At 54.5% G+C, this 20,199-nt stretch carries 8 protein-coding genes; 6 read left to right on the top strand and 2 right to left on the bottom strand.

The features are described 5' to 3' along the window. Nucleotides 1-108 precede the first annotated feature (108 nt). Together ACWHX8_RS07175 and ACWHX8_RS07170 are read right to left on the bottom strand one after the other, a co-directional pair. Nucleotides 109-501, bottom strand: coding sequence for a hypothetical protein (locus tag ACWHX8_RS07175; protein WP_447971272.1), 393 nt, complete (start codon nt 499-501; stop codon nt 109-111). Between the two features lie 272 nt (nt 502-773). Further along, entirely contained in the window at nt 774-2,015 is a 1,242-nt protein-coding gene (locus ACWHX8_RS07170) for a hypothetical protein (RefSeq protein WP_447971271.1), read from the bottom strand. Nucleotides 2,016-2,257: 242 nt separating this feature from the next. Between ACWHX8_RS07170 and ACWHX8_RS07165 the strand changes: the two genes are divergently transcribed. The 6 genes from ACWHX8_RS07165 to ACWHX8_RS07140 all read left to right on the top strand — a co-directional run bounded on the left by ACWHX8_RS07165 (nt 2,258) and on the right by ACWHX8_RS07140 (nt 20,191). Next, nucleotides 2,258-3,049, top strand: a complete 792-nt coding sequence (locus tag ACWHX8_RS07165; protein WP_447971270.1) for an SDR family NAD(P)-dependent oxidoreductase — start codon at nt 2,258-2,260, stop codon at nt 3,047-3,049. A gap of 562 nt (nt 3,050-3,611) precedes the next feature. Next, complete coding sequence (locus ACWHX8_RS07160; protein WP_447971269.1) at nt 3,612-5,120, top strand: TolC family protein; 1,509 nt, start codon at nt 3,612-3,614, stop codon at nt 5,118-5,120. A 65-nt stretch (nt 5,121-5,185) separates the two neighbouring features. After that, a complete protein-coding gene (locus ACWHX8_RS07155) occupies nt 5,186-6,013 on the top strand; it encodes an efflux RND transporter periplasmic adaptor subunit (protein WP_447971268.1) in 828 nt (275 codons plus the stop codon). A gap of 46 nt (nt 6,014-6,059) precedes the next feature. Continuing rightward, nucleotides 6,060-7,499 (top strand): efflux RND transporter periplasmic adaptor subunit, encoded by a 1,440-nt coding sequence (locus ACWHX8_RS07150; RefSeq protein WP_447971267.1) that lies wholly within the window; start codon nt 6,060-6,062, stop codon nt 7,497-7,499. Continuing rightward, on the top strand, nt 7,499-9,625 hold the full coding sequence (locus tag ACWHX8_RS07145; protein WP_447971266.1) for an HlyD family efflux transporter periplasmic adaptor subunit: 2,127 nt from the start codon (nt 7,499-7,501) through the stop codon (nt 9,623-9,625). The genes ACWHX8_RS07150 and ACWHX8_RS07145 overlap by 1 nt, the downstream gene beginning before the upstream one ends. 336 nt (nt 9,626-9,961) lie before the next feature. Beyond that, nucleotides 9,962-20,191, top strand: coding sequence for a LamG-like jellyroll fold domain-containing protein (locus tag ACWHX8_RS07140; RefSeq protein ID WP_447971265.1), 10,230 nt, complete (start codon nt 9,962-9,964; stop codon nt 20,189-20,191). Nucleotides 20,192-20,199: the final 8 nt, after the last annotated feature.

Raw genomic sequence — 20,199 nt, 5'->3', positions numbered from 1 at the left:
CCCATTCCACGAAAACACGGGCAGGGACAAAGTCAGAGAGAGTCTGCATACTCGCATAGGGCAGACATCTTACCAACTACGGCTAATGAACCGGGAAGAGTTTGGGCGTCACGAAGCCCGTGGGGGAAATCCTTTGGAGTCTTTGGACGTTGTCTGATGAGTAGAGTTCTGAGACTTCGCACGACGCGCAAGTTCAAGGTCAATCACAACCCCGCGTGGCTCTTTCTGTAACAAACGTCTCCAACATCGGCGACATAAGTCATGGTCCTTCATGCTCACCGCCCGTCCGAGTTTACTTGAATGAGGATTTCGTCTTGGCGACACTAAAATTTTCACTTCACTCCCGCATTGCGCACATTGCATGAGACCAGCATTTTGAATTTTTGAAGGTTTGCCAGACCGAATAAAGACACTCCCGCGTTGCGTGCGATGTCGCGACGCCCACCACTCTTCTGTCGTCATATCACCCTCTTGCATACCTAGCGATAACAGCCGCTTCATGACACACCTCACAAATGAAAGATAAATTCGTAAAGACTCCATTTACCTGATGACTTGAGCAAAGGATGTGCCGAATCAACGAGAAAGCCGTCAGTAACGCAACCCAGACTATTCCCCCTGACTTTCAAGGCGTTGCACACAGTGTTGCCACGAATTGAACCCACCCATAAAAGAACATGGGTGCATGAGCTATGGCGTTTTTTGACACGCCGTTGCGACTCATGACAGGTGCATTGAACTATGCAATGAATGGAAAAAGAGCTGATGATATCTCAGCGGGGAGTAGGGGGAGAGGAGTGCATGTCGAATTGATACAGAATACCGGCATCGAGTTCTAGGCTTGCTCCTCCGAACGGTGCCCCCACGACAAGCTTGCGTCCATGCGCAAAGAGTGTCTCACCGAACATATCACTCGCTCCAGCCGCCGGAAGAGGATCTCGAAGTGTCTGGACAAGCCTTCCAGTCGTCAGGTCAAAAATCGACACCAGGCCACCTTCAACTTTTCCAAATTCTTGTATTCGGTCACCGGGAGCAGCGACGACGACACGATCATTCAAGACAGCCACTGCTTTCCCAAAATGCGCACGTTCAGTAGGACTGGGATTGTGGAATCGACGCAACAATTTCCCAGATTCAACATCAAACAGATACGCCACGCCTTCTTCGCGATACCGATCATGAAACCCAAGAGCTCCAATCAATACCACTTGGGAATTTGCGGCCAAAGCCCATCCAAACAGAGACGAGTCAGACGGATTCGGAGGTTCAAAGGTACGCACAAGATTGCCTGTTTTGGCATGATAGAGGTACACAATTCCTGCATCATGATTGACGGCAGGTCCAAATGGCGCAGCAACGAATATAGACTCGCCAACCATCGCCACCGCATGTCCAAACTGGGTCTCATGCGTCACCTGATCAGCTACCGGATGAAAGGTCTGTTGCAGAACACCCGTTGTTTCATCAAACACATAGGCCGCTCCAGTATGAAACGATGAGGAAGTACTCGCCTGTGGATCCCCCACCACTATTCGCTTGTCCCCAACAGCTACCGCATGACCAAACACGCCACTGGCCGGTTGCGGATTCTCTAACGTAAGCCGGAATGTTTTTGTCTTCCGATCAAAGAAGTACACCACTCCAGTTTGCGTTTTCACAGCATCGCGCGCATGGGGCGCACCAATGATGACATGCTGTTTCGTAAGAGCCACAGATTGACCAAACAACGCTCCTCGTATCACAGTAGGAATGGTAAATGTATGCAGGACGTGTCCCTGTCGGTCAAAAAGATACGCAAGACCCGTGTCGCGTCCTGCATGCAGAGCATGGGGTGATCCGACGAGAACATCACTACCCTGCTGAACCGCAGACATGCCGAATCCATCAAGAATTCGTGGCTTCGGGTTATGGAAAATGGTACGTGGAGCTGTTGAGAGCTCTTCCAGTTCCACATTCCCACAATATGCCCATGACCATAAGCCTAAAACGAGCACCATGACTCCGACGCTTTTCATAAGACGCCTCCACATAACGACGATCACAACACGAACACCGAAGCACTTGCAACACACAGACACCAAACCGATTACTCAATCATGAAAAAGGTGTTGTGCGCACACATCCACATCATTCCACATGTAAACGCTTCCGTGAACCATCGGCACCACGTTCCTTCTGAGGCAGAATCACGGTACAATGGGTTGAGAGCACTCGTCCATATTCCATGATTCTCACTCAATCAAAAATTCTATAAAGAATGACGGACTTCGATCAGCACAAAGGCCTGGCTATTGTCACGGGCGCATCTCGCGGAATCGGTGCCGAATATGCACGAACACTTGGAAGTCGCGGCTATCCGCTCTTACTAGTTGGAAGAGATGAAGAGCGACTCCAACAAGTCGGCGATAGCATTTCACGCGATCATGGCGTAGCGGTCACGGTGAAATGCTTGGACCTCTCCCAAGAAGAAGCCGCTCATCACCTGTTTGTCACAGCGCAACAATGTCAAACGGACATTGCCATCTTGATTAATAATGCAGGGTTTGGCCTGTATGGGATGTTTATCGACATGCCGATGGCACGTATTCGAGCCATGCTTCAGCTGCATATCAACACCGTCGTAGAAAGTACTCGGCTTTTTTTGCCGCACATGATAGAACGTCAGTCCGGTGCGATCATTAATGTTTCTTCTGTGGCCGGATTCCTGCCCATTCCCTACATGGCTGAATATGCGGCAACAAAAGCCTTCCTCATTTCTTTTTCTGAATCGCTCGCCGAAGAAGTTCGTGCATCCGGGGTCACCGTGCAAGCCTGCTGTCCTGGATACACCGAATCGGAGTTTCATGCGACGGCTGGATACCGCCCACGCAATCCGCTTCAAGCTCAAACCGCTCAAGAGGTCGTTCACGCCTCACTCTCGGGACTTGCTAAGAAGCGGCGACGCGTGACCGTCGGATGGCAAGGATGGCTCTCTGATATCTTTGCACGATTCCTACCTCGATCCGTGGTAATGCGGATAGTCGGCAACCAAGTCAAACCGCGCACCTAACATGCACTCTCATCTTCCTCACCGTCACCTTCGCTCTTTCCACTATAGCCGTTCCAATTAACTTCCGTCTGTACGACGTGTGTTGTTGCGCTGTGTACATGATGTACATTCGGTTGGAAGTTATTGGGTTTCGCTATAGCCCATCGAGCGTTCCGTTCTATTCCGCATACTGTTTTTCAGGACGTACACCTCGCAGCAATATTCACCGCCCCCATGTAAGAACTTGCTCCCCAAAAGTTCGACAACTTACCCGCAATGCTCCCGAACACGCATAGGCACAGGCGTGCGCATAACTGAAGCCCTCAAACAGGCAAAACGAAATCGACGATCTATTTCATATCGTTACTGGCTGTTGTGCACGGTTCTTGAACTCCAGACACACACAGACTGACACAGACAGGCAAGAATAAATATTTATTCTCTAACAACCGACAATTTATATGAATATTAATGTTCTCGATAAACATCCTATGGTTGTGGTGATCAGACCATGCCAATTTGTGTGAAGACCGAAAGTCATTGAGCATCCAATGAATAATCAAGTAATGGAAAACAGATTATAGTGAGCTATCTGAAAATCGCGAGCGTCACGGGGGCTCTCCTTCTCCTGACTGGATGCGTGGTCACCCCAACGGTACTGACGAGTACCGAAATTAACACACGGGTTGATCATGACTTACAGCAACTCACGAGTAATCAGGCCCCAGTTCGAGCCCCTATTGATTTGTATGAAGCCATGGCACGCGCGCTGAAATACAATCTCGAAGCCAAAGTGGAACTCATGAACACCATGCTGGCACGCAAAAACCTTGACCTGTCTCACTACGACCTCCTTCCAACCCTCGTCGCCAATGCGGGGTATGATGGACGAAATAATTTCAGCGGGGCACGCAGCCGTTCACTACTGAGTGGCCAAACATCGTTAGAACCTTCGACCTCTTCGGATAAAAATCTATTTAGTTCCGACTTGACGCTCAGTTGGGATGTCCTTGATTTTGGACTGTCCTATGTTCGCGCACAACAGGCCGCTGATAATGTGCTGATTGCTGAAGAAGAAAAGCGGCGTGTCGCCAATCGCGTCATTCAAGATGTTCGCATCGCGTACTGGCGTGCCGTCAGTGCCGATCGCATGTTAGGACAACTGGCTCACCTCGATGACTGGGTGTCCAAGGCACTCAAAAATGCACAAACCGTCCATCATCGTCAGCTCGGCTCTCCCTTGGCTTCACTACAATATCAACGCGAATTAATGACGATCCACAGTGAAATCCTAAAACTTCATCAGAAATTGTCACTCGCGCGCATTGAGCTCGCCAAACTCATCAACCTTCCGCCGGGAGAACCTTATGAATTGGTCATTCCCGAACAACCCAGCACCCTACCGAACATTCCGTTTCCATTGGAAGCATTAGAACGACAGGCTTTAAAGAATCGGCCAGAGCTGCGAACGATCGATTATCGAAAACGGATACAAGCCAAAGAAACCAAAGCCGCCATTCTCGAGATGCTGCCAAATCTCAATCTGCAATTTGGACCGAACTACAGTAGCAATTCCTTTCTGTTTAACAATCATTGGCTCGCCTATGGGGCAAAAGTGAGCTGGAATCTTCTCAATTTGTTCCGAAAGCCCGCTCAATTCAAGATGATTGAAATACAAAAAGAAGTCCTCGATGCACAAAGTCTAGCGTTAACCATGGCAGTCATGACTCAAGTGCATATCAGCATGGCCCAACTCACCGCCGCGAAGCTGGAAGTCCATAACACAAAAATGTACTACGAGACTCAGCAGCAGATTCGCGATCAGGTTCACTCATCTTGGCTCACCAAACGATCGAGTGAACAGGTAATCATTCGAGAACGACTCAACAGCATTCTGGCAGAAATTCGCTACAATGTGGCCTTGGCTGATCTCGAAGCCGCCTATGCCAACCTGTTAGGGACCATTGGAGAAGATCCCATTCCAACCGTGCTGACCGATACGAGCATGTCGGAATTAACCACAGCCTTGCGTCATCGATGGAACGCATTAGTCGAAACAACAACCAAAGAGGGCACGCGTCAAAAAACATGAACCGTTGTCCTGCACATCTGACTTCACTGAAATTTATATGCTTCTGGGCATTCAGCATCAGTCTGTTGACAGGCACACTCGAGATTTCGGAAGCCAAGCGGCAGTCAAGCCCACAGACAGAAACGTCTGAACTCAATACCATTCGCGGCATCATCAAGCCCGCGGTACGCGCAACTATCTCAAGTGAAATTCAGGCGCGCATTCGCCACCTTCCCTTCAAAGATGGACAACGTTTTCGCAAAGGTCAAATACTAGTGCTGTTTGATTGCGTCAAATACAAAGCTCAACTGCATGCCGCCCGTGCTGAATATGAAGCCAAGCTGAAAACGCTAGAAAACAATCTTGAGCTATCCAAGCTCAACGCCATTGGGGAGTTAGAAGTCGACATATCCAAAATTGACGTCAAAAAAGCGATCGCTTCCATCTACCTCGCACGAATCAATATTAAACATTGTCGCATTCATGCTCCATTTTCAGGAAGAGTGGTCAAAGTGCTGGTCAACCGATATGAAAGCGTCAATCCATATGATGAACTGCTGAGCATCCTGGATGATCGTCACTTTGAGATTGAACTCATTCTCCCATCCACTGCACTGCGTTGGATAAAAAAAGGCATGTCATTTCAATTTACCGTTGACGAAACCAACGAAACATTTAACGCACGTGTGACAGAACTCGGCGCCAGCATTGCCCCGGTCAGTCAAACCATGCGTCTGACTGGTACATTCAAGAACCCCGAGAGTTCCGTCTTATCCGGCATGAGTGGCAGCGCGCATTTCCCCGACAACCCTCAGAATTTGACAAAAACCCGTTCTGTCGAACCAACGACGAAATCTCATCGGCTCACAAGACGGAGCAAGCGAACGCAATCCCTCTCGACGATAAGAAAGTAACACGATTCATCCCAGAATCATAACGAGACAGCGGGTAAATACCAACATGAACGACACCCCGCAACATTGTGTCCTTGAGAATGAACGGGAACAGGCACGCCCCTTGGCGGATCAATTCACACCGGACGTTCAATCCCCACAACACCCAGCACCTCTTGAACAACAAGCCATCCTTACTCTTTTGCAACTTGAACCCCAAGCCCGAAACGCGCAGACCGTCAAAGAACTGCAATTTCTCGTCGTCAACGACACGCGCCAGCTCCTTTCATATCGACAAGCCTTTGTCTTTAGCGCTGGAGCCTCGGTACGAAATCGATGTCACGTCGAGGCCGCATCAAGTTTGCCGATGATTCAGCGTGAGGCTCCGATTACCCAATGGCTCGAACGGACGCTGCATGCCATTCGAAACAAACACGACATCCCGACGATACAGCGCTGGACCGTGGACGATTGCCCTCCCGACCTGAAGACCCAATGGCGGGAGTTCAGTTTTGCCCATGTCCTGTGGTGCCCCTTCGTGCTCTCCAACGGCACGTTCATTGGCGGACTCTGGCTTGCCAAGGAAACACCATGGCTCGACAGCGAAGCCAGCGTCGCTCAGCGGCTCAGCGATACCTACGCCCATGCCTTGGGCGCATTACGTGGCAGCAAGAAGACGGCCAGACCGAAAACCTTCTCTCGATATTGGTGGTGGCTCGCGCTACTGATCACGCTCATCGGATTACACCTACCCGTCAGCATGTCGACGCTTGCTCCAATGGAGATTGTAGCGAAAGACCCGGCAGTGGTCAGCGCACCCATGGATGGCGTCATTGCAGACATTCTGATCCCACCCAATACGCTGGTTGCCAAAGGCCAAACGGTATTCGTCTATGAAGACACGAATTTCCGTAGTCAGTATGAAGTGGCCGAACAAAATCTGGCAAAAGCCGTAGCGGAATATCGTAAAGCCGCACAGGGAGCATTCTTCGAAGGAGAGAACAATGCCCAAGCTTCGCTGTTAATCACGGACGTGCGATTGAATGAAACCAAACGTGATTTTGCGTTAGAACGACTCGAACAAATCGAAGTCAAGGCGGCCAAATCAGGACTCCTTATCTACTCCGCCAAGTCGGATTGGATTGGGCGTCCGATTGAAGTGGGACAACGCATTATGGATATTGCCGACCCCACACACAGTGAATTGCGGATCGATCTGCCCGTCAATGACGCAATCGTCTTGAACGAAGGCGCGGACATCGAGGTCTTCCTGGATGCACGCCCCCTCGAGACCTTACGCGCGACACTCACTCGTGCCAGCTACCAAGCCATGCCATTGCCGGATCACATCCTGGCCTATCGAGTCACCGGAACGTTCAATGATGCTGATCCTGAGGTGCGAATCGGATGGCGCGGGACGGCCAAAATCTATGGAGATCAGGTGTCGCTGGGGTTCCTGCTGTTCCGTCGACCTATGGCCTTCATGCGTCAATTTCTGGGTCTGTAATGGCACACGCATCACAACACGACAGCGCACTACCTCCGCTACGAAACGATCTCCAGATCGTCAAAGGCCCCCCGACCCTTCAAGGCGAACCCACGTGGACCATCATCGATCCAGTAGCCAATCGGTACATACAAATCGGATGGACGGCATACCACATGCTCAACCGTTGGACGTGTGGAACGGTCCAACGGCTTATGGAAAAAATGGAATCCGAGACCACGGCTTCTATGACGACACAAGACATCACCGACCTCATTCTTTTTTTGCACACAAACCATCTGACACAGGCCCCACACGAAGGCGGCAACGCGGCATTTGTCGCCCAAGCGGAAGCAGCACAACAACACTGGCTCATGTGGATCATCCATCATTATCTCTTTTTTAAAATTCCACTTGCACGACCAGACCGTTTTTTACAGGCAACGCTACCATACGTCAGGCCACTCATGACCTCCACTGCCGGCATGATCGTCAGCCTTATTGGCGCGACAGGCCTGATCATGGTCAGTCGACAATGGGAAACCTTTACCAAGACCTTTGTCCATATGTTCACGCTGGAGGGCATACTGGCATTCGGCCTGGCACTCTGCGGAATCAAGGTGCTGCATGAATTGGCGCATGCCTATAGAGCAACGCAATATGGATGCCGCATTCACACCATGGGCGTCGCCATGCTCGTGATGTTTCCCGTGCTCTACACCGACACGACCGACACCTGGCGGCTCACCGAGCGCAAAGAACGTCTCACCATTGCCGCCGCAGGCGTGACGGTTGAGCTGATGGTGGCGATGCTCGCAACCTTCCTCTGGAATTTTTTGCCAGACGGCATTTTTCGTAGTGTCGCCTTTACCCTCGCGACCACAAGCTGGCTTCTCTCTCTGACCATTAACCTCAACCCGTTCCTGCGATTCGATGGTTACTATTTTCTTTCAGACTGGCTTGGGGTCCCCAATCTTCAAATGCGCGCCTTCGCATTTGGCCGTTGGAAGCTGCGCGAATGGATCTTCGGTATCGGCATCGCTCCCCCGGAAGTGTTTTCACCACGTATGCGAAGCATACTCATCATCTATACCTGGAGCGTGTGGATATTTCGGTTCCTGCTGTTTCTCGGCATTGCCCTGCTGGTCTACCATTTTTTCTTCAAGCTCTTGGGCGTCATCTTGTTTATCGTTGAAATCGTCTGGTTCATTCTCTGGCCGATTGGGCACGAACTTCGAGAATGGTGGAATCTGAAAGCCGAGATTGCTCGAACACCTCGTGCCTGGCTGTCAGGCATAGTCCTCGTACTCCTCACCATGGCCATGTGCATTCCTTGGAATACTCGCGTCGCCATCCCAGCGATTCTGCAAGCCCAACATCATACGACCATTTTTTCGCCAGCCCCCGGACGTCTGCTTCACACGACAATGCAAAATGGACAGGCCGTCACGCATGGCGAGCTCTTAGCCAACGTAGAATCGCCACAACTGGAACATGATATTCTCCAGACCCGACAACAACTCACGGCTCTCCAGCTTCGGCTCAAACGGCTGACGAGCCACACTGACCACATCGCGGACAAAGCCGTGGTCATTGAAGAACTGAAGACCCGCCGTTCGGAATTGGAGGGACTCCTTGAGAGGCAAGAGCAATTAGCCATAACCTCCCCATTCTCAGGCATCGTGATGGATGTGCAAACATCGCTGCACTCGGACCGCTGGATCGATGAATCCTTACCGCTCGCACGCGTCATTGACCCAACTCGCGCAGAACTTCTCGCATTGGCTCCTGAACATGATCTCGCTCGTTTGGCCGTTGGACAAGAAGCGCGCTTTATTCCCGATGATCCCATGCGTTCGATTCGTCACGCACACATTCGCGAAATACGCGAGGTTGATGAAGACACGCTCATCATTCCCTATCTGGCCTCGGTGTTCGGCGGAAATATCGCCGTTCGCGAAGACGCGGACGGCAATCTGCATCCGGAGACGGCGATTTATCGAGTCACCCTCGTGCCAACTAACAAGCACGTGCTCGATCATCAAGTAATCAAAGGCATGCTTCATATTAGCGGCCAACCTAAAAGTTTACTCACACGTGTCGGCGATACCATCATTCCAGTCCTTCTCAAAGAATTGAGTTGGTAAACAACCAACATCCCACGTCTCATACATACCATTCACACACTCCACTGTACGTTTTTGTTTATTCCACTTTCTTGTGACTGATTCGTGTCTACAGTCGGTTGTTCCTCCACCTTGTACAGAATTCCACTTCCCATTCGTATTCGTGCCGTCAACTTCCCAAGGAGAATGCCGAAAGAAAAAGAGTAGGCAAATTCTCCCTCGACAATACGGATGTCATGTTCCCCTGGAGAGAATCGGGTTATGCACAATCATGCTCGCACGCAAGACAGTCACGCCTCTCTGAAAGCCTCACTCCTTGTCCTCGAGCCTCGCCTCATGCTTGATGGAGCCGCCCTCGTGACCGGCGCCGAGGTTGTCGACGAATCCCAGGCCCAACCAACTCCTGACACGTCTCTCAAAGACGATGCCCAGAACAGTTCTCCCCCGCCCACCACGGACGACACCTTGCTTCACTCCCTCTCCACCTTGGACGTGCCATCAGATCGACGGGAACTGGTGTTCATCGATACCAGCGTCGAGAATTATCAAGTGCTCATAGAAGGCATTAACGCCAATGCAGAGGTTATCCTCTTGGATACCACCCGCGACGGCATCGAACACATCGCCGACATCCTCCAAAACCGCAGAGACATCGACGCCATCCACCTCATCTCCCATGGCGACCAAGGGGAATTGCGATTAGGAACCGGCGCCCTCACGCTGGAGTCTATGCAAAACGAGTATGCCGATGAACTCTCGGTGATCGGGCAAGCCCTCGGAACCGAAGCCGACGTCCTGATCTACGGCTGTAACTTTGGGGAAGGTGAGGCTGGCCAAGCCGCCGCCGCGCGCCTGGCGCAACTCACCGGCGCAGACGTTGCCGCCAGCAACGATTTAACGGGCAGTGCCGGTCTGGGTGGGGACTGGGACTTGGAAGTCGCCACCGGCCATATCGAAACCGGGATCGCCGTGGCTGAAACGGCGCAAGCTACATGGGCCAACGTGCTGGACATTACGAGCAACCTAGTCGCGCACTACGCATTCGACGAGGGGGCCGGCACCACAGCCACCGATTCCACCGCCAACAATAACGACGGCACGCACCAGAACTCACCCTCTCATGTTGCTGGCCACATCGGCAGCGGCGCCCTCGATTTCAGCGGAGATGCCGGCAGCAACAATAAGTATGTCACAGTCCCGGACGATCCCTCGCTCGATATCAGCGGGGATTTTTCGGTGACCTTCTGGTACAACTCGACTACCACACATGGCAGTCAAGTCAGGCTGGTTGGTGCCCGGGACGCCGGTCAGGGGTTTGTCGTCTACACCGACTCGAGTAATTCCTTAAATCTTTGGGTCGTAGGAAGTTCGACAGACGTCACGGTTTTCGATTCCGGCGGCCATATCACGGATGGCCAGTGGCATCACGTCACCATTACTCGAATAGGCAACACCTTTCGCACCTACGTGGACGGCGCTGAAACGGATTTCTCGACAGCCGCCATCGGAACCGTCTCGACCACGTCGCCTCTCACGTTCGGAGCTACCAACGCAACAAGCAATGACTACGAAGGCAAGCTGGACGATATCCGATTATACACTCGTGGCCTATCCGCAGCGGATGTCACTGAACTCTACAACTATACGGGGAACGCCGCGCCGGCAATTGCGGATCTCGGCAGCGACGCCCTGGCCTATACCGAAGGCGACGGCGCGGTGGTCATCGATCAAGGTGCCAGTGCAGCCGTCACCGATGCTGATTCTGCCGACTTCGATACCGGCACCCTCACCGTCTCGTTTACTGCGGGCAGCGATACTGCTGAAGATGTCCTGGCCATCCGTGATCAAGGAGCCGGAGCCACGAATATTACCGTCTCCGGGAATGCCGTCAGCTACGGCGGCACCCAGATCGGCACCTTCACCGGCGGCTCCAGCGGCACCAATCTCGTCATTACCCTGGATGCCGATGCCGACGCCACCGCGGTGTCCGCACTGGTGCAAAACATCACGTATGAGAACACCGACACCAATGCCCCCACTACCGGCGCCCGCACCGTCCGCTATGTGCTGACCGACGGCGACGGCGGCACCAGCGCCAACTACGACACCACCGTCACGGTGAGCGCCGCCAATGATGCACCGGTGTTAACCCCGAATACGCCGGCTCTCACCACCATCACCGAAGACGACACGGGCAACAGCGGGAACCTCATCTCCGCCATCGTGGGCGCCTCCATTACCGATGCCGACAGCAGCGCCGTCGAAGGCATGGCCATTACCGCTCTCAACAGCAGTAACGGCACCTGGCAATACAACACAGGCTCGGGCTGGACCACGGTCGGGGCCGTCACCAATACCTCTGCCTTGTTGTTACGCGCCACCGACAGTCTGCGCTTCGTCCCCGATGGCCAGAATGCCGACACCGCTTCCGTGACCTATCGCGCCTGGGATCAAACCAGTGGCGCCGCCGGCACCAAAGTCGATACCTCCACCAACGGCGGCACCACCGCCTTCTCCACCGCTACCGATACCGCCTCCCTCACCGTCACCGCCGTCAATGACGCGCCGGTGATTGGCGACCTTGGCAGCGATATCCTCTTCTACACTGAAGGCAATGGTGCCCAAGTCATCGATCAGTCCACCAATGCTGCCGTCACCGATGTCGACTCTTCGAACTTCGACACCGGCACCTTGACAGTGTCGTTTAACACCGGGAGTGATACTGCCGAGGATGTCTTGGGCATCCGCGATCAAGGGGCCGGAGCCACGAATATTACCGTCGCCGGGAATGCCGTGAGCTACGGCGGCACCCAGATCGGCACCTTCACCGGCGGCAGTGGCGGCACCAATCTCGTCATTACCCTGGATGCCGATGCCGACGCCACCGCGGTGTCCGCACTGGTGCAAAACATTACGTATGAGAACACCGACACCAATGCCCCCACCACTGGCCAGCGCACCCTCCGCTATGTCTTGACCGACGGCGATGGCGGCAGCAGCGGCTACGATTTGAAGGTGATCGTTGCCGCCGCCAATGATGCGCCAGTGAATACTGTGCCCGGCGCGCAGAACACCAATGAAGACACCAATCTGGTATTTTCAGCCGGCAACGGGAATCAGATTACTATTACCGATCCCGACTCTAGCGGAGACGCCTTCGAAGTGACCCTCTCCGTCACCAACGGCACCTTGAGTCTGCCAGGCACTGCCGGCTTGACGTTTGTGTCTGGCGACGGGACAACCGACAGTTCAATGACATTCCGCGGTACGGTAACAAACATCAATACGGCCTTAAACGGACTGACGTTCATCCCAACCACCGATTACAACGGTGGGGCAACCCTGACACTGACCACGCGTGACAGTCAACTCGTCTCGCTCGACATCGACGCCAATCTCCAAGCCCGTTACACATTCCAAGGTAACGCCGACGACGTCGCGCCGGGAACGGCGCAGAACGGGACACTGACTAATGGAGCCGCAATCACGACGGATGGGACCCGCGGCCAGGTGCTGAGTCTTGACGGAGCCAATGACTTCGTCGATCTCTCGACCCACACAACCGACTTTGCGGGATTTACCCAAGGCACCATCAGTGGATGGGTCAAATCCACCGGCACAAATGAAACCATTTTTTCCATTTCCGATACGGCGGACACCGGCAGTTACGCCGCACTATTCCTCGGAGGTTCAGGCTATCTCACATATGAAGTGGTGGAAAACGGGGTCATGCAGTTAGCCGTATATAAGAGCGACAGCGCCATTAACGATGGGAATTGGCATCACGTCGCCGTGACGATTGGCCCATCTGGCAACACCTTATACGTCGATGGCGTCGCTGCAACTGGGGGTCAGTTGACCTATGACACCGGCAACGCGACGACACAACATTTCTTCAGCAGCGTGTCGAACCTCGATTCCATGGCTATCGGCCGAAACCAAGATTCTTCAGGAGGTAAGTGGTATACCACTGGGAACCTTGACGACACCCGTCTTTACAACCGCGCCCTGACGGAAACCGACGTTGTCAATCTCGCCATGGATCTTTCCCTAACCGACACCGATACGGTCACAATCTCTGTTAATGCGCAGAACGACGCCCCCGTCCTCGATAATACCGGCACCATGACCCTCACCAACATTGCCGAGGATGACACCAGTTCCACCGGGGATACCGTGGCGGCGATCATCGCGAGTGCCGGCGGCAACCGCATCACCGATGTCGATACTGGCGCCGTCGAAGGGATGGCGGTCATCGGCGTGGACGATACCAACGGCACCTGGCAATACAATACCGGCAGTGGCTGGACCGCCTTTGGCGCCGTCACCAACACCACCGCCGTGCTCTTAGACAGCACCGCGACCATTCGCTTCGTCCCCGACGCCTCCTACACTGGCGCCGCCGGCGACCTCACGTTCCGCGCCTGGGATACCACCACCGGCAGCGATGGCGACACCGGGGTCGATGTCAGTACCAACGGCGGCACCACCGCCTATAGCTCAGCCACCGAGACGGCCACCCTGACCGTCACCGCCGTCAACGACGCCCCGGTGCTCACTCCGTCGACCCCAAGCTTGACGACCATCACCGAAGACGACACGGGCAACAGCGGGAACCTCATCTCTGCCATCGTCACCACCGATATTGCCGACATCGACAGTGGTGCCGTTGAAGGCATGGCCATTACCGCTCTCAACAGCAGTAACGGCACCTGGCAGTACAATACCGGCTCGGGCTGGACCGATGTCGGGACCGTCACCAATGCCTCGGCGTTATTATTACGCGAAACCGATAGTCTGCGCTTCGTCCCCGATGGCCAGAATGCCGACACCGCTTCCGTGACCTATCGCGCCTGGGATCAAACCAGTGGCGCTGCTGGCACCAAAGTCGATGCCTCCACCAACGGTGGCACCACCGCCTTCTCCTCTGCCACCGATACCGCCTCCATCACCGTCACCGCCGTCAATGATGCCCCGGCAAACACGGTTCCGGGGGCACAAACGGTCAATGAAGACACGGCGCTCATTTTTAACACTGCGAACGGTAACCTGATTTCGATCAGCGATGCTGACGCAGGCAACAATCCCTTACGCATCACCTTAACCGCCACCAACGGCACCATGACCCTTTCGCAAACCACTGGTCTCGCATTTAACACTGGAGACGGCACGACCGACGCCACGATGGTCTTTGAAGGCACACTCGCCAATATCAATGCTGCCCTGGACGGATTAAGTTTTCTTGGTGATCAAAATTTCACCGGTGCCGCTAACATCCAGATTATCACCGACGACCTCACCCTCACCTCACTGAACGAAGACACAAGCCTACTTGGCTACTACACATTTGATAACACTGGCGATCTTGGTAATGACGATAGCCCTGCGGGAGGACATGATGGCACCATCACTGGAGCCGTCACCACCAACGATGCCACACGTGGGAATGTTCTGTCTCTCGATGGGAATAATGATTATGTCGACATTACCGGGGCCGGAGCACTGTTTGGATCGCCGGCCGATATTACCCTCTCCGCATGGGTGAACTATTCCAATGCTGATACATTAGGCGGCGAAGTCATCTCGCTTGGCAACAATGTGATGCTGCGTGTTGATAATGGAGCCAGAGGGGTCACGGGAGTGTTTTACGATGGCACGACGTGGCAGTATAACGACTCCAGTATGAGCCTTGCCGACGGTAATTGGCATCATATTGCGTTCACATTCGATGATGCAGGTAATACCCAGGCGCTCTACATCGATGGAGTTCTAGCGGCTTCAGGAAACGCCACCGAATCCATCACGTATACCCAGGGGGCCAATACCCGAATCGGTGCCAATTCAAGCGACACCGACAATGACTTTGACTTCAACGGTCTGATCGACGAGGCCAGGATTTACGATCGCGCCTTAACTGCCACAGAAATAGCGAATCTAGCGTTGGAAGCCCCCTCGACGGATACAGACAATATTCCAATAACGGTTAACGCCGTGAACGACGTCCCGACGATCACCAACCTGGGCGGCGACGCCCTGGCTTACACCGAAGGCGATGGTGCCGTCGTGATTGACCAATCCGCCAACGCCACCGTCGCCGATGTAGACTCTTCGAACTTTGACACCGGCACCCTCACCGTCTCGTTTACCGCCGGCAGCGATAACGCCGAGGACGTACTCGCCATCCGCAACCAAGGCACCGGCGCCGGGCAGATTGGCGTGAGCGGTTCGAACGTCACATATGAAGGCACCACCATCGGTTCTTTCACTGGCGGCTCCGGTGGTACCAATCTCGTCATTACCCTGGATGCTGATGCTGATGCCGACGCCGTCAGCGCACTCGTCCAAAACATTACCTATGAAAACACCGACACCGACAATCCCACGACAGGTGCCCGCACCGTCCGTTACGTGCTCACCGACGGCGACGGCGGCACCAGCGTCGACTATGACACCACCGTCACCGTTTCAGGCCAGAACGATGCGCCAATCGCAACAAACGATCCCGGAAACTTCAATTCGGAGGTCACAACGCTCAACCCACTCAGCTATTGGCGATTTGGTGAAACCATGGGAGCATCCGCCACCGATGAAGGTTCACTGGGAAACAACGGAACCTATAATGGAGTCACACTCGGCGAACCTGGCGCTCTCAACGGAGATGCCAATACGGCGGTCGACTTTAACGGATGGTCGGATTACATCGAAATCGCTCACGACCCTGGCTATTTACTCAATAACGGATCGGTTCAACTTTGGTTTAAAGCTGATACTATCGGCGATATCGAAACGCTTTTTTCCAAGGACTCGCAAGACCATGATACTGGCGGTCACCTCGATATCCATATCTTAGCAAATGGGGAAATTCAAGCTCGGCTGCAAAGTAATGTTGGCGATAATTTGGTGACATCCACGAACACTGTGACTGCGGGAACATGGCATCACGTCGTGGTGACCTTTGGAGCCAATGGCATGACTCTGCATGTTGATGGCGCACTCGAAGATACCAATGCCTACACTGGAGGACTTGGTGCGACATCCGGAGATAGTGGAAACTTTGAACCGATCGTTATTGGAGCCAGTAGCCGATCGAGCGACGATTTAATGGCAACCCCTCTGACGCAATTCTTTGGCGGACTTATCGATGAAGTCTCGATTTTCGGATCTCAACTCAGCACGGAGTCCATCCAGAACTTCTATGCGACGGGCATACAAGCATACCCCGTATCTGAAGATGGGACTTTGACGGTCAATGCAAGTGCGGGGGTCTTGCGAAATGATTCGGACCCCGATGGAGATGGCTTAACGGTATCCTTGCTCGCAGGGCCATCCAACGCTGCGGCCTTTACACTCAACGCCGATGGCTCATTCACCTACACGCCAGTGGCGGACTTTAATGGAACCGATACCTTCACCTATCAAGTCAGTGACGGCAATGGAGGCACCGACACGGCCACAGCCACAATCCTTGTCACCGCCGTCAATGATGCCCCCGTCCTCGATAATACCGGCACCATGACCCTCACCAACATTGCCGAAGATCACACCACCTCTGCCGGGGATACCGTGGCAGCGATCATCAGTAGTGCCGGCGGCAACCGTATCACCGATGTCGATACCGGGGCCGTCGAAGGGATGGCGGTCATCGGCGTAGACGATACCAACGGCACCTGGCAATACAATACCGGCAGTGGCTGGACCGCCTTTGGCGCCGTCACCAACACCACCGCCGTGCTCTTAGACAGTACCGCAACCATTCGCTTCGTCCCCGACGCCTCCTACACTGGCTCCGCCGGCGACCTCACCTTCCGCGCCTGGGATACCACCACCGGCACCACCGGCGACACCGGCGTCGATGTCAGTACCAACGGCGGCACCACCGCCTATAGCGCAGCCACCGAGACGGCCACCTTGACCGTCACCGCCGTCAATGATGCGCCGGTATTAACTCCCAGCACGCCGTCTCTCACCACGATTACCGAGGATGACACGAACAACAGTGGGAACCTCATCTCTGCCATCGTCACCACCGATATTGCCGACGTCGACAGTGGGGCTGTTGAAGGCATGGCCATTACCGCTCTCAACAGCAGTAACGGTACCTGGCAATACAATACCGGCAGTGGCTGGACCGATGTCGGGGCCGTCACCAATGCCTCAGCGTTATTATTACGCGCAACCGATAGTCTGCGCTTCGTGCCCGATGGCCAGAATGCCGACACCGCTTCCGTTACCTATCGTGCCTGGGATCAAACCAGTGGCGCTGCTGGCACCAAAGCCGACGTCTCCACCAACGGCGGCACCACCGCCTTCTCCTCTGCCACCGACACCGCCTCCATCACTGTCACCGCCGTCAATGACGCCCCCGTGCTCGATAATACCGGCACCATGACCCTCACCAACATTGCCGAAGATCACACCACCTCTGCCGGGGATACCGTGGCCGCGGTCATCGTGAGTGCCGGCGGCAACCGTATCACCGATGTCGACACCAGCGCCGTCGAAGGGATGGCGGTCATCGGCGTAGACGATACCAACGGCACCTGGCAATACAATACCGGCAGTGGCTGGACCGCCTTTGGCGCCGTCACCAACACCAACGCCGTGCTCTTAGACAGCACCGCCGCTCTTCGCTTCGTCCCCGACGCCTCCTACACCGGCTCCGCCGGCGACCTGACCTTCCGTGCCTGGGATACCACCACCGGCAGCGATGGCGACACCGGGGTCGATGTTAGTACCAACGGCGGCACCACCGCCTATAGCGCAGCCACCGAGACGGCCACCTTGACCGTCACCGCCGTCAATGATGCGCCGGTATTAACGCCCAGCACGCCGTCTCTCACCACGATTACCGAGGATGACACGAACAACAGTGGGAATCTCATCTCTGCCATCGTCACCACCGATATTGCCGACATCGACAGTGGGGCCGTTGAAGGCATGGCCATTACCGCTCTCAACAGCAGTAACGGCACCTGGCAATACAATACCGGCTCGGGCTGGACCGATGTCGGGACCGTCACCAATGCCTCGGCGTTATTATTACGCGAAACCGATAGTCTGCGCTTCGTCCCCGATGGCCAGAATGCCGACACCGCTTCCGTGACCTATCGCGCCTGGGATCAAACCAGTGGCGCTGCTGGCACCAAAGTCGACGTCTCCACTAACGGCGGCACCACCGCCTTCTCCACCGTCACCGATACCGCCTCCATCACCGTCACCGCCGTCAATGATGCGCCGGTGATTACGAGTGACGGCGGAGGTGGTACAGCAAACAGCAGTGTGGTTGAAGGGAATACGGCGGTTACGACGGTTGTGGCGACTGATGTGGATGTCCCGGCCGATACGTTGTCCTACAGCTTGGTCGGGGGATCGGATCAAGGGTTCTTTAGCATCGATCCCAATAGTGGGGCCTTGACTTTTCAGACCGCACCAGCGTTTGCCAGTCCGGCCGATGCGGACATGGACAATGTGTATGACGTCCAGGTCCAAGTGAGCGATGGAAAAGGCGGTATTGATACACAAATGATTCACGTCACTGTGACCGATACCAATACGGCTCCCACTATCAGCAGCAATGGGGGAGGACCAACCGCCAACCTGACGGTTGCCGAGGAAACCACAGCCGTCACCACCGTCACAGCCACGGATCCGGATCTGCCCACCAACACCTTGACCTATCGTCTTGTGGGAGGAGCCGATGCCGCTCGGTTTCATATCGATAGCCAGACCGGAGCCCTCACATTCACGACGCCGGCCGACTTCGAACAGCCTCTCGATGGCAACAGCGATAATGTCTATCAGGTGCAAGTTGAAGTCAGCGATGGCCAAGGCGGAACCGATCAGCAAACCCTTCATGTGACCGTGACCAACATCATTGAAGCGCAAGCCCCTCTCCCGGACTCCTCCCCGGAGGCCGAAGCCGAGGCCGACTCAGAAGCTGACTCAGAAGGGCCAGCCAAAGAGACCCTGGACTCCAGCAGCCAGGCCGTCTCCCCCCCAGCAGCCTCCCCCAATACTGTCACCCCCGCTCTGCTTGATGAGCGCGAACTCCAGACAGAAGGTGAGACCAAATCAGAAGGTGCCGACAATCCAGAACTGGCTCTCTCCCACTCTCTCAATGAACTGGAATCTCTACAACTGACCAGATTAACATCTCGCAATCTTCTCACTCTCAGTGAGGCGCTGTCCGACACGATGCGCACGGTCGATTTTTCCTCCCCCCTGCCGGGACCATCCAGCGACCTCTCCAAGCAACTTGATGCCCTCGCTCAGCACCTGCAAGACACGATGCAGGACAAGCACGAGACGTCCGAGATGATTACCGGAGTCGCCACCGGAGGAGGGCTGACCGTCTCGGCCGGGTATATTGCCTGGATGTTGCGTGGCACCTCCTTGCTCACCAGCCTCTTGGCCTCCTTCCCAGCCTGGGGCCATTTCGATCCCTTGCCGGTGCTGTCGGGGGGCTATACCGCCCGCAAGACGGAAATGGAGAGCAATCAATCGGCGACGGATAAAGAAGATCAAGAATATCAAGGAATCGACAGGATCTTCCGAGACACTCCTCAAGACGAGGACCGCTCGGTATGACCCGATAG

It is taken from the genome of Nitrospira sp. M1 (assembly GCF_965152605.1).
This window is presented reverse-complemented; position numbering and strand designations above follow the sequence as displayed.